Source organism: Pseudomonas sp. AGC41 (assembly GCF_057334555.1).
Genome location: NZ_JBHFJB010000042.1, coordinates 1 through 11438 on the forward strand (window position 1 = coordinate 1; position 11438 = coordinate 11438).

12 protein-coding genes and 1 rRNA gene are annotated in these 11438 nt (G+C 61.8%); 5 read left to right on the top strand and 8 right to left on the bottom strand.

The features are described 5' to 3' along the window. Window positions 1-5 precede the first annotated feature (5 nt). Window positions 6-121: ribosomal RNA gene (gene rrf, locus ACE04F_RS08325) — 5S ribosomal RNA — on the top strand. Window positions 122-214: 93 nt separating this feature from the next. Here rrf and ACE04F_RS08330 read toward each other — a convergent pair. Next, entirely contained in the window at window positions 215-616 is a 402-nt protein-coding gene (locus ACE04F_RS08330; RefSeq protein WP_486105800.1) for a lysozyme inhibitor LprI family protein, read from the bottom strand. 123 nt (window positions 617-739) lie between these two features. Here ACE04F_RS08330 and ACE04F_RS08335 point away from each other — a divergent pair, with 123 nt between their 5' ends. Next, window positions 740-1198 carry an SRPBCC family protein gene (locus tag ACE04F_RS08335; RefSeq protein ID WP_486105778.1) on the top strand — a complete coding sequence of 153 codons (459 nt, stop codon included), beginning with the start codon at window positions 740-742 and terminating at the stop codon, window positions 1196-1198. Between the two features lie 477 nt (window positions 1199-1675). Here the strand turns inward: ACE04F_RS08335 and ACE04F_RS08340 are convergent, their stop codons facing one another. Beyond that, complete coding sequence (locus tag ACE04F_RS08340; protein ID WP_486105780.1) at window positions 1676-1927, bottom strand: hypothetical protein; 252 nt, start codon at window positions 1925-1927, stop codon at window positions 1676-1678. 179 nt (window positions 1928-2106) lie between these two features. Beyond that, entirely contained in the window at window positions 2107-3054 is a 948-nt protein-coding gene (locus ACE04F_RS08345) for an AraC family transcriptional regulator (protein ID WP_486105782.1), read from the bottom strand. Between the two features lie 199 nt (window positions 3055-3253). Between ACE04F_RS08345 and ACE04F_RS08350 the strand changes: the two genes are divergently transcribed. Continuing rightward, window positions 3254-3991, top strand: a complete 738-nt coding sequence (locus ACE04F_RS08350) for an SDR family oxidoreductase (protein WP_486105784.1) — start codon at window positions 3254-3256, stop codon at window positions 3989-3991. Between the two features lie 160 nt (window positions 3992-4151). Here ACE04F_RS08350 and inhA read toward each other — a convergent pair whose 3' ends face one another. Continuing rightward, on the bottom strand, window positions 4152-4838 hold the full coding sequence (gene inhA / locus ACE04F_RS08355) for an isonitrile hydratase (RefSeq protein WP_486105786.1): 687 nt from the start codon (window positions 4836-4838) through the stop codon (window positions 4152-4154). A gap of 100 nt (window positions 4839-4938) precedes the next feature. Between inhA and ACE04F_RS08360 the strand changes: the two genes are divergently transcribed. Continuing rightward, on the top strand, window positions 4939-5931 hold the full coding sequence (locus ACE04F_RS08360) for a GlxA family transcriptional regulator (protein WP_486105788.1): 993 nt from the start codon (window positions 4939-4941) through the stop codon (window positions 5929-5931). On the opposite strand, the gene ACE04F_RS08365 is transcribed toward ACE04F_RS08360, so the two are convergent. The 4 genes from ACE04F_RS08365 to ACE04F_RS08380 form a co-directional block, all read right to left on the bottom strand. Continuing rightward, on the bottom strand, window positions 5900-6802 hold the full coding sequence (locus tag ACE04F_RS08365) for an alpha/beta fold hydrolase (protein ID WP_486105790.1): 903 nt from the start codon (window positions 6800-6802) through the stop codon (window positions 5900-5902). The genes ACE04F_RS08360 and ACE04F_RS08365 overlap by 32 nt on opposite strands. 28 nt (window positions 6803-6830) lie before the next feature. Then, window positions 6831-7208: a hypothetical protein gene (locus ACE04F_RS08370; protein WP_486105792.1), complete on the bottom strand. Its 378-nt coding sequence runs from the start codon at window positions 7206-7208 to the stop codon at window positions 6831-6833. A gap of 265 nt (window positions 7209-7473) precedes the next feature. Beyond that, window positions 7474-9297 (bottom strand): glycoside hydrolase family 15 protein, encoded by a 1824-nt coding sequence (locus ACE04F_RS08375; protein ID WP_486105794.1) that lies wholly within the window; start codon window positions 9295-9297, stop codon window positions 7474-7476. After that, on the bottom strand, window positions 9290-10090 hold the full coding sequence (locus tag ACE04F_RS08380) for an SDR family oxidoreductase (RefSeq protein ID WP_486105796.1): 801 nt from the start codon (window positions 10088-10090) through the stop codon (window positions 9290-9292). Before ACE04F_RS08380 ends, ACE04F_RS08375 begins: the two co-directional genes overlap by 8 nt. A gap of 158 nt (window positions 10091-10248) precedes the next feature. Here ACE04F_RS08380 and ACE04F_RS08385 point away from each other — a divergent pair, with 158 nt between their 5' ends. After that, complete coding sequence (locus tag ACE04F_RS08385) at window positions 10249-11421, top strand: MFS transporter (RefSeq protein ID WP_486105798.1); 1173 nt, start codon at window positions 10249-10251, stop codon at window positions 11419-11421. Window positions 11422-11438: the final 17 nt, after the last annotated feature.

Genomic DNA, 11438 nt, shown 5'->3' on the forward strand with positions numbered 1-11438 from the left:
AATTTCTTGACGACCATAGAGCATTGGAACCACCTGATCCCATCCCGAACTCAGAAGTGAAACGATGCATCGCCGATGGTAGTGTGGGGTTTCCCCATGTGAGAGTAGGTCATCGTCAAGATTAAATTCCGAAACCCCTATCTGCTGATGCAGGTAGGGGTTTTGTTTTTGCGCTAAAAAGGTGGCTGAAGGACATCCTCTTCGACACCATCAATCAAGCCCCAGGTACCGGGCAGCTCAGGTCTCCTTCCTCGCAGTTGAGGTAGCTCTTGAACGCCTCCACTCGCGCCTTCGTCAGGGCTGTAATGCAATCATTCTGAATCATCGGATAGACGCTCCCCCCTTCGACACCAGAAGCAGAAAAGCTGCATTCAGCGTCACGGAAGTCAATCCAGGCTCGCTGTGCCGTGACGAGCAATTGCTTGGCCTCGGCATTGTCTTTCAAACGCGCTGTGATCTGTTTGTACAGGCTGTTCAGTTCCTTGTCGGCAGCCTTGCTCTCTTGGGCTGCGCACTGGTTCATGTCGCCTTGGGTCGTGGCGTTGGTGCAAACGTCAGCCTGGACAGCGCCAATGAACAACAGCGGAATCAGGGGCAGCAACAGACGGGTGGACATCATCAATCTCTCCATGAGGGTAAAAACTGCTGGAGGAGTGTAACCAAACGAGGCTTCGATACAACTTTACGGTTGGCCTTGTGGTCTTACAGGCCTAATGTTGAACACAGGAGGTGACGACCCATGCATCTATCTGATCGTATCGAAAGAAAGATCTTGCTGAAGGCGCCGCGTTCGCAGGTCTGGCGAGCCCTGGCCAATGCTGAAGCCTTCGGCCAATGGTTTGGCGTGGATCTCGCGGGCCAGCGGTTTGTTGCGGGCGAGCGCACCCAAGGGCAGATTACCTATCTGGGTTATGAGCATCTTGTGTGGGATGTGCTGGTGGAGCGTGTCGAACCCGAGCGAGTGTTCTCGTTTCGCTGGCATCCTTACGCTGTGGAGCCGCAGACCGACTATTCCCAAGAGTCCGAGACGCGTGTGCAATTCGAGCTTGAAGACATGGGCGGTGGCACTCTGCTGAAGGTAGTGGAGTCGGGGTTCAATGACATTCCCGAGGCGCGTCGACTCAAGGCTTTCCGAATGGACAGTCGTGGTTGGGATGAACAGATGGCCAATATTGAAGAGTATCTGAACAAGCCATGATCGTTCCCAAGGACCAAACGCCGGTTACCTGACCGTGCTAAGGGTTTCCGGAAGGGGTGATAAGGCGAATGTCTTACACGGCTTGGTAGCTATGTCCTCTGTTTCACTTTGGATCCGACGCGTAATCTAGCCTCATCCACTGAAGCACAGGAAGTGCTCAGGATCAGGGACGATCGACCTTGCAAGGATGGCTACCGACAGGGAGTCGTAATGGTCTTGGAAAAACCCGCTTCGGCGGGTTTTTTTTCGCCTGTAGATAAAGTAGCAGTGGCGCATAGCGAAACGCTTACGTTGCGACGCTGCTTTCTCGTCTTTTTCTGCCTATTGATCCCCTCTAATCTACATCCATCCACTGAGTACAGGGAGTGCTTGGGGTCATGGATGATGGGACCCGGCATGGAGTGCCTGACAGGAAGTCAATCTGGTCCTTGAAAAACCCGCCTAGGCGGGTTTTTTTTCGTCCCAAGAATAGCCCCATCATGCCAGGCGCCGTCCCATGGTGCGGTCAGCGCCATCAGCAGCGAGAACCTGGCTACCGGGAGTACGGTCAGCGCCATCAGCAGCGAGTGTCTGACCGCCAGGAGTGCGATCCGCGCCGTCTGCTGCCACTGACTGCGTAGGCTCAGGCGCCTGGGTAAAGAATCGATCCTGTTGCTGGCTTGGCAATGCGAAAGCGCTGACGCTCAGGACAAGGCTGGTAACGGCAATCAAGAAATTGAAAGTTTTCATGGTAATGACTCCGGTCGTATCAAAGGGTTGAATGCCGGGTCGTTCAGATGTCGAAATCTGCTGAACCCGTTGCAGCCCGGATGGTTGTCTTGCTGCATGGGTTCAGAGTAGGGGCGAGGTGGCTAGGGTCGTTAGTCGGATACTGCCCTCGGTTTGCCTGATCCTGTTTGTGTTCAGGATCAGGCGCTGCTCGCTTGCAACGCTTGGGCGCGAAGGCGAGCGACGTCCTTGCTCGGTGAGGCGCCGAATAGACGGCTGTATTCACGGCTGAACTGCGAGGGGCTCTCGTAGCCCATCTTGTAGCCGACTGACGAAACATCGCTGTTTTCCGCCAGCAGCAGTCGTCGGGCTTCCTGCAGACGCAACTGTTTCTGGTATTGCAGCGGGCTCATGGCGGTCACGGCCTTGAAACGATGGTGCAGTGCCGAAGGGCTGAGATTGATCATCTGCGCCAGGCTGTCGATGCTCAATGGCTCGGCGTAATGGGTGTTAAGCCACTCGATGGCGCGGCTGATGCGGTGGGGCTGGGTGTCAGGAATAGCGACTTCGTGCAGCCGCCTGCCCTGGGCGCCCCGCAACAGTCGATAGAAAATCTCTTTCTGGGCCAGCGGCGCGAGGGTGGCGATGTCGTCCGGGCTGTCGAGCAGTCGCAGCAAACGCAGCATTGCGTCGAGCAGCGGCTCGTCGATGCGGTCCAGGAACAATCCGCGATCGGCTCTTTCGCTCGGTACGCCAATTGGGCTGGCATCGGCGATCAACTGGCAGATCTGTGCCGGGTCGATGTCCAGGCGTATGCACAGATACGGTTGCTCGGGGCTGGCCTCGATCACTTGGCCGGCCAGCGGCAGCGTCACCGAGACCACCAGGTAATTGAGCGGGTCGTAAACGTAGCGCTCGTCAGACAGCGTGACTTCCTTGCGCCCCTGGACAATCACGCACAGCCCGGGCTTGTGCACAACGTGCAAGGCCTCGGTGGGTTGGTCGCTGCGGATCAGGTGCAAGGCCTCGATGGCCGTTGCGTGGACACCATATTCCGGTGCGAAGCGCTTCATCAGGTTCGCCAGCTCGGCGCGACGCTGATCTACGCCGTTAATGGGCGTGATGGTGATGGACGTGGATACCGACATGCCGATCAATCTCCCTGACCAATTGAAAGGATCGCGCTAGTAAAGCTGATTGCAGCCGTAACGACCAGAGGCGTTATCGTTACAGGATCGTGCAAATGCGCAGGAGAATCCGGCTAACCGAAGCGTCGAACACCCCCCTAATCTGGACCTGTCAAAACGCTCCCACCGGGAGCCAACGCATCCAGACGAGGAACCCATCATGTCCGATATTCAAAACAAAGTAGTGGTCATCACTGGCGCCAGCAGCGGGATTGGTGAGGCGACAGCCCGATTGTTGGCGGCCCGCGGGGCTTGCGTGGTGCTGGGGGCCCGGCGCGTGGAGCGCTTGCAAGCGCTGGTGCAGGAACTTGAAGCCGCCGGCCACCGCGCTGCCTGCAAAGCCGTGGACGTGACCCGTCGCGACGATGTCCAGAGCCTGATCGATTTCGCCGTCGAGAAATTTGGCCGGCTCGACGTGATCATCAATAACGCCGGCGTTATGCCGCTCTCCAAGCTTGAAGCGCTGAAGGTCGAGGAATGGGACCGCATGATCGACGTCAACATCCGTGGCGTGCTCCACGGCATCGCCGCCGGGCTGCCGCTGATGCAGCGCCAGCGTAGCGGGCAGTTCATCAACATCGCCTCCATCGGTGCGTACACCGTCAGCCCGACTGCCGCTGTGTACTGCGCGACCAAGTTTGCCGTACGGGCGATTTCCGAAGGCCTGCGCCAGGAGGTGGGTGGGGATGTCCGCGTGACGGTGATTTCCCCCGGCGTGACCGAATCGGAACTGGCCGAAAGCATTTCCGACGAAGGCGGACGGGCCGAGATGCGCGAGTTCCGCAGGATCGCCATTCCCGCCGAGGCCATCGCTCGGGCAATTGCCTATGCAATCGAGCAACCGGCGGACGTGGACGTCAGCGAACTGGTAGTGCGGCCGACGGCCAGCCCGTTTTGAAACCTGGCGACCACTAGGAGACGTCCCATGAGAAAGGCATTTGGAGTTCAGGACAATTTTCGCGATGGCGTGCTGTATCACGCCGGAATGGTCCTGTATCGCCAGGAAGAATAGGTCATCCAGCCAGGCATCGGATTGCTGTGCCTGGCTGAACCTGCCGCTACGCTGATTCCAAGCGTGCCGCAGCCCGCTGGGTGATCTGCGAGCGCACCCGGAACGATTCCGCCGAGCGCCGGTTGGCCTCTTCGAGCACCAGCGTCGGCGCGGTGTCCGGGGAACCTGCGGCGAACGGCGGAGCCGGTGCGTATTCAAGCTGCAATTGGACCAGCTCGGCGGTGTCCTGGTCGAACAGCTCGGCCGCCAGGGTCAAGGCAAAATCGATTCCCGCTGTGATGCCGCCACCGGTAAGCAGGTTGCCGTCGCGGACCACACGGTCCTTGACCGGCGTCGCCCCCAGCGGCTGCAACAAACTGTGGAAGGCCCAGTGGGTGGTGGCGCGCTTGCCGCGCAATAATCCCGCCGCGCCGAGTACCAGCGCACCGGTGCACACCGAGGTGATGTATTTGGCGTGAGTGGCCTGGCGCTTGATGAAGGCCAGGGTCTGCTCGTCTTCCATCAACGGACCGACGCCGCTACCACCGGGGACACAGATGACGTCAAGCTTCGGACAGTCCTCGAAGGTGGTGGTTGGCAGCAGGACCAAGCCCGTGCTGGAGGCGACCGGCGCCAGGTCTTTCCAGATCAGATGCACTTTCACATCTGGCAGCGAAGCCAGCACGTCAAAAGGTCCGGTGAGGTCCAGCTGCTGAACCTGGGGGAATAACAGAAAACCGATCTGCAACGTCATGTCGCTTGCTCCTTTGGATGATTGCCCGAGGGGTGGACGGTTTGACTTTAGACTCGTAGGATCTGGCGTATTAGCCAATAAGCCCTCGAATCACGCCAATATGCCAAACACAGCAAAAACCGTTCATGTGCTGGCCTTCGCCAACGTACAAGTGCTGGATGTCACCGGACCTCTGCAGGTCTTCGCCTCGGCCAATGATCTGGTCCGCGGGCAGGGTTTACCGGCGCCGTATGCGCCGACCGTCATTGCTGCGGGTGGCGGGGCGGTGATGTCCTCGGCGGGGTTGGCGCTGATGGCCGAACCACTGCCCAGCGAGGGCAGTGACACCTTGTTGATTGCCGGCGGTTGGGGCGTGTACGAAGCCGCAAAAGATCCCGCGCTGGTGGCCTGGGTCAAGGATCAGGGAGCGCGTTCGCGAAGGGTCGCTTCAGTATGTACAGGCGCGTTTCTGCTGGCGGCCAGTGGCTGGTTGGACGGACGCCGGGTGGCGACCCATTGGACCCGTTGCGAACAACTGGCCCGGCAACATCCAGAACTGCAGGTCGAACCCAATCCGATTTTCATCAAGGATGGTTCGGTCTGGACCTCGGCTGGCGTCACGGCCGGCATAGATCTGGCGTTGGCGCTGGTCGAAGAGGACCTGGGCCGGGCGATGGCGCTGGAGGTGGCGCGGCATCTGGTGGTGTTCCTCAAGCGCCCCGGGGGACAGTCGCAGTTCAGTGCTACCTTGGCGTTACAGGAGCAGGGTGGTCGCTTCGATAAACTGCACGCCTGGATCGCCGAAAACCTCACCCGCGACCTGGGCTTGTCGAGCCTGGCCGCCGAGGCCGGTATGAGCGAGCGCAGCTTTGTCCGTCATTACCGCGCCGAGACCGGGCAGACCCCGGCCCGCGCGGTGGAACTGATCCGCGTGGAAACTGCCCGGCGGCTGCTCTGCGACAGTGCGGTGCCGATCAAGCGCGTCGCCCTGCAATGCGGCTTCGGCAGCGAAGAAACCTTGCGTCGCAGCTTTCTGCGGGGCATGGGCGTGACGCCCCAGGCTTATCGCGAGCGGTTTGCGCTCAGCCCTCAAGCAAATCCAGCAATGCCTTGAGCGTGGCTTCAGGTGCTTCCTGAGGAATGTTATGGCCGACGCCGGCCAGCACGCGGCGCTCATAGCCTCCGGTGAAATGCGCGGCATCTTCGTCGTGCTCGGGTACTGGTCCCACGCCGTCATCGGCACCGCACAGGGAAATGCTCGGCACGCTGATGGCCGGTTGTGCCGCCAACTGTTCCTCCATCCATTCAAGCTTCGGATCTCCCGGCGCGTACATGAAGCGATGGCGATAGGAATGAATCACCACCTCGACAAAATCCGGGTTATCAAACGAAGGCGCGCTCAGCGGATACAGCTCCGCGCCGCGCGCCCAGGTCGGCGACCACAGGCGCCAGAGCAATTGGCACAGCTCGCGTCGGTTCTGCTTCAGGCCTTCGACGCCTCGGTCGGTGTGGAAGTAATACTGATACCACAAGCGGTATTCGGTTTCCGGGTCCAGTGGCTGGGTTGATCGAGGAATATTCTGCAGGTTGTAGCCATCGCCGGTAACCAGGCAGCGAACGCGCTCGGGCCAAAACGCGGCGACAATGCACGCGGCGCGGCCCCCCCAGTCATAGCCGCACAGCGCTGCCTGGGGAATGTCGAGTGTGTGCATCAGGTCCAGCAGGTCCTGGGCCAGTGCCGCTTGCTGGCCGGAGCGGGCAATCGCCGGGTTTTTGAACCGGGTCGGGCCGTAGCCGCGCAGGTACGGCACGATGACCCGATAACCGCGTTGGGCCAAGGGCGGCGCAACCTCGTCAAAGGCCCGCGGGTCGTAGGGAAAACCGTGCAGCAGGATGACCGGCTCGCCGCTGGCGGGGCCGTGTTCTTCATAGGCGATGCGCAGCAGTGGCGTCACCGCGAAATTGATCCTGGGCGCAGATGTCATGTCGGCCTCCGGCTTCACTCGGTTGGGGTCAGGCGGGTTCCTGGTTCACATATTTGGCCCGGTCTGGCGTGAATGTCACGATCATGCTCGTGTTGGAGCAGGTCAGGGTACGTTCCTCGGCCAGGTCGATGTCCAGGTCTTCGCCGCGCAGGCCCTGCCATTGGGCCAGATACTTGAGGCAACCGAACTTGGCGGTCTTCTTCAGGCTGCGGCTGACTCCGCCTTTCCAGCCCAGCACCGGCAGCTCTCCGGCCAGGCAGCGTTGCGCCAGTTCAGGGAACCTCCGCGCCCGGTCGCGGCCGACTTCCCAACATTTGATCAAGCCCTTGTCCGGGCCGTCCCAGAGTTCTTCGCGGCTCAGCCCGGTTCGGGGTTCGGTGGTGATGGGACGTTGGATATGCGTCATGGTCGGGTCCTTGAGTCGGGTTCTTATCGGGCAGCTCCGCTGCACCCGTGAGTGCATCGATCTTAGGAGAGGGGGGGCGGGGCTGGCAACCAGGAGTCACTCAAATGCGTTTAGCTTTGGTGTAAAGCAGATCCACTATGGCGAGGGGGCTTGCTCCCGCTCGGCTGCGCAGCGGTCGTCGCTTTTCAATCCGGAATTTTTGGGGTCGCTGCGCAACCCAGCGGGAGCAAGCTCCCTCGCCACGGGGGATAATCCAAATTTCCCCTCACGGCTGCCAATGATTTTTCTCCCCGCTCAACTTGCGGTCCAGGAAACTCGCCGCGCTGATCAGCGCCAGATGGCTCAGCGCCTGGGGCAGGTTGCCCAGGTGATAACCATGGCTGTCGAATTCCTCGGCATACAGCCCAAGCGGATTGGCGTAGCGCAGCAATTGTTCGAATTCCAGTTGGGCTTTCTCCACGCGGCCGGCGCGGGCCAGGCATTCGACGTACCAGAACGAGCAGGCGACGAACGAACCTTCGGTGCCGCTGAGGCCGTCGATGGAGCCGTCGTCGGTGCGGTAGCGATAGACCATGCCGTCGCGCACCAGGTCTTTCTCGATGGCGTCCAGCGTCGACAGCCAGCGCGGGTCGCGGGCACTGACGAAGCGCACCAGCGGCATCAGCAGCATCGAGCCATCGAGGGCGGTGCTGCCCAAGCGCTGGACGAAATGCTGGTGTTCGTCGTTCCAGAAATTGGTCCAGATGTCTTCATAGATGGCCTGTCGAGTCTCGTCCCAACGGGCGAACGGGGCGGGCAGGGAACGTTTGCTCGCCAGGCGGATGGCCCGGTCCACCGCCACCCAGCACATCAGCCGCGAATGCAGGAAATGCTGCTCCTCGCCGCGCATTTCCCAGATACCCACGTCCTTGTCCCGCCAGATTTCACACACCTGATCGACCACATCGACCGTGTGTTTCCAGCCTTGGTGGGAGATGGCTTCACCGTATTTGTTGACCAGGTACACCGCATCCATCAACTCGCCGAAGATGTCCAACTGCACCTGCTGGTAGGCGAGGTTGCCGATGCGCACCGGTCGCGCGTTGCCGTAGCCGCTCAGGTGCGTCAGCTCGGTTTCCGGGAGTTCGAGCCGGCCGTCCAGGCCGTAAAGAATGTTGAGCTTGGTCGGTTGTTCGCGGCAGTCGCTGACGCGGCCGCGCAGCCAGCGCATATAGGCGTTGGCTTCGTCGACAAAGCCCAGGCGCATGAACGCGTAGACGGTGAACGAGGCGTCGCGGATCCAGGTGTAGCGGTAATCCCAGTTGCGTTCGCCGCCGCGTGTTTCCGGCAGGCCGAAGGTGGCGGCGGCGAGGATCGCGCCCTGTTTGCGCGAGGTCAGCAGCTTCAGCGCCAACGCCGAGCGGTTGACCATTTCCCGCCAGCGACCACGGTAGTTGGATTGGCCGATCCAGCCGCGCCAGAACGCCAGGGTTCGTTCCAGGCACAGGGCACTGGTGTCGTCCACCAGGCGCGGGTCGTCGATGCCCCCGAGGAGAAATTCGGCGGTCTGGCCTTGGCCCAGGGTGAACTCGGCCACCGCCGCCTGGCCATCCAGGGTCATGGGCTGGTCGGCGCACAGGCGCAGGCTCGGTTGCTGCGGGGCCTCGAAGATTACGTGGTCGCCGTCCTGGCGCGCGGTAGTCACGGCGCGTGAATAATCATGGCGCACCGCGCAGCGCATGCGAAACTTCGCGCTGCCGACCGTCATGCGCACCCGGCGCATCAACACCGGCAGATCATCCTCGCTGTCGCCAATGGGCAGCAGATCGGTGATCTCCACCACCACGCCATCGCTCAGCCAGCGGGTCTGCAAGACATTGGTGTCGGGCAGGTAGATTTGCTGGCGACGGGCATCCGGCAAATCCGGAGCAAGCTGGAAGATGCCCGCTTCAGGGGTGTCGAGCAGCGAGCAGAAGATCGACGGGCTGTCGAATTCCGGCCAGCAGAAAAAATCCACGCTGCCCCGATCGTTGACTAGCGCCGCCGTGCGCATGTCGCCAATGATGCCGTGGTTCTCGATCGGGCTCTGCGGTTCGTCATGATCAGCCATTGCCGCGGAACCCCGGATAGAGGCTCATCCCGCCATCGATGAACAGCGTGGTGCCCACCACATAATCGGACAGGTCCGACGCCAGCCAGACCACCGCGTTGGCGACATCCTCCACATTGCCGACCCGGCCGTAGGGAATCAGCTGCAACAGCTCCTGTTCCTTGTCGCCCTCCATGGCTTCACGGTTGATGGCCGTGCGGATGGCGCCGGGAGCGATGCTGTTGATGCGGATGCGCTGGTGACTGGTTTCCTGGGCCAGGGTCTGCATGAGCTGATCGATACCGCCCTTGGACGCCGCGTAATTGACGTGGCCGGCCCAGGGGATGCGCTGGTGCACCGAACTCATGTGGATGATCTTGCCGGCGGCCCGGGACACACCCTGGCGAATGCCCTGGCGGTTGAAAATGCGCAAGGCCGCGCGAGCGCAAAGGAACTGGCCAGTGAGATTGACGCCGATGACGGTGTTCCAGTCGTCCAGGCTCATGTCGACGGCGGCGGCGTCTTTTTGCAGGCCGGAGTTCGCGACCAGGATGTCCAGCGCGCCGAACGCGTCCACGGTCTGGGCGAATAGCCGCTCGACGTCCTGTTCCTTCGACACATCGGCACCGATGGCGATGGCTCGGCCACCGCTGTCGTTGATCTCACGGGCCAGGTCTTCGGCCGGGCCGGCGCTGGAATGGTAATTGAGCACCACGGCGGCACCGGCCGCCGCCAGTGCCCGGGCCGAACCTGCGCCAATGCCGGAGCTGGCGCCGGTAACCAGGGCAACTTGTCGGGCAAGAGAAATCTGCATGGGATAGCACCTTGAACTGAGGGCCTTACTTGCTGACTGACGACAGGCGCGCAGAGTTCATTTGCAGGCGCCAGTCTTCACATTTCACCGACAGTTTTGCGCTTTCCCCGGCACCGTCCTTTGTGGCAAGTTGCAGGCCCTTGTTGAGGCGGCATCCCATGGCAAATCCTTATCGTGAACTGTTCAGCGCCCCTGGCAGCCGTGGCTTCGTGCTGGCGGGAATGATCGCGCGCATGCCGATATCGATGACCGGGATCGGCGTGATCACCATGCTTGCGCAGCTCAAGGGTGGCTACGGATTGGCCGGCGCGGTGGCGGCGACGTTTGCCTTGGCGACGGCGTTCTGCGCGCCGCAGGTGTCGCGGCTGGTCGACCGTTTTGGCCAGGGGCGAGTCTTGCCATTAGCGGCGCTGCTGGGCGGTGGGGCGTTGCTGATGCTGCTGTTGTGCACGCGCTTGCAGGCGCCCCAGTGGACGCTGTTCCTGTTCGCCGCGCTGGCCGGTTGCATGCCCAGCATGTCGGCGATGGTGCGGGCGCGCTGGACCGAGGTGTATCGCGGCCAGCCGCAGCTGCGAACTGCCTATGCGCTGGAGTCGGTGCTGGACGAGGTCTGCTTCATCGTCGGACCGCCGTTGTCGGTGGGGTTGTGTGTGGTGGCGTTCCCGGAGGCGGGTCCGCTGGCCTCGGTGTTGCTGCTGGCGATCGGCGTGACGGCGTTTGTCCTGCAGCGCGGCACCGAGCCGCCGGTGCACCCGCATCAGGCGCATCACCAAGGCTCGATCATCGGCTCAAGCGACGTGCTATTGCTGCTGCTGTTGATGATCGCCATGGGCGTCATCGTCGGGGTGGTGGACGTGGTCAGCGTGGCGTTCGCCCAACACCAGGGGCAACCGGCGGCGGCGAGCATCGTGCTGTCGGTCTATGCCATCGGCTCATGCCTGGCCGGCCTGGCGTTCGGCGCGCTGCGCTCGAAACTGCCGTTGCCACGATTGTTCCTGTACGGCGGGGTGGCGACGGCAGTCACCACGCTGCCGCTGTTGTTGGCGAGCAATATCCTCGGGCTGTCGCTGGCGGTATTTGTCGCGGGGTTGTTCTTCGCGCCGACGCTGATCGTCGCCATGGCCCTGGTAGAACGCATCGTGCCGCCGGCGCGGCTCACCGAAGGCCTGACCTGGCTGGTGACCGGGCTGAGCATCGGCGTGGCCATCGGCGCGGCCGGCTCGGGTTGGCTGGTGGATACGTATGGTGCGCGCAGTGGTTTCTGGCTGGCGATTGCGGCTGGGGCAGTGGTGCTGGGAGCGGCGGTGCAGAGTTATCGCCAGCAAAAATAACGCACGGTGTTTTGTGG

Excerpts from the sequence above, each read along its gene's own strand:
- inhA (WP_486105786.1), bottom strand. The coding sequence starts at position 4,838 with ATGACGTTGCAGATCGGTTTTCTGTTATTCCCCCAGGTTCAGCAGCTG.
- ACE04F_RS08330 (WP_486105800.1), bottom strand. The coding sequence starts at position 616 with ATGTCCACCCGTCTGTTGCTGCCCCTGATTCCGCTGTTGTTCATTGGC.
- ACE04F_RS08345 (WP_486105782.1), bottom strand. The coding sequence starts at position 3,054 with ATGTCGGTATCCACGTCCATCACCATCACGCCCATTAACGGCGTAGAT.
- ACE04F_RS08385 (WP_486105798.1), top strand. The coding sequence starts at position 10,249 with ATGGCAAATCCTTATCGTGAACTGTTCAGCGCCCCTGGCAGCCGTGGC.
- ACE04F_RS08335 (WP_486105778.1), top strand. The coding sequence starts at position 740 with ATGCATCTATCTGATCGTATCGAAAGAAAGATCTTGCTGAAGGCGCCG.
- ACE04F_RS08375 (WP_486105794.1), bottom strand. The coding sequence starts at position 9,297 with ATGGCTGATCATGACGAACCGCAGAGCCCGATCGAGAACCACGGCATC.
- ACE04F_RS08340 (WP_486105780.1), bottom strand. The coding sequence starts at position 1,927 with ATGAAAACTTTCAATTTCTTGATTGCCGTTACCAGCCTTGTCCTGAGC.
- ACE04F_RS08360 (WP_486105788.1), top strand. The coding sequence starts at position 4,939 with ATGCCAAACACAGCAAAAACCGTTCATGTGCTGGCCTTCGCCAACGTA.
- ACE04F_RS08370 (WP_486105792.1), bottom strand. The coding sequence starts at position 7,208 with ATGACGCATATCCAACGTCCCATCACCACCGAACCCCGAACCGGGCTG.
- ACE04F_RS08365 (WP_486105790.1), bottom strand. The coding sequence starts at position 6,802 with ATGACATCTGCGCCCAGGATCAATTTCGCGGTGACGCCACTGCTGCGC.
- ACE04F_RS08350 (WP_486105784.1), top strand. The coding sequence starts at position 3,254 with ATGTCCGATATTCAAAACAAAGTAGTGGTCATCACTGGCGCCAGCAGC.
- ACE04F_RS08380 (WP_486105796.1), bottom strand. The coding sequence starts at position 10,090 with ATGCAGATTTCTCTTGCCCGACAAGTTGCCCTGGTTACCGGCGCCAGC.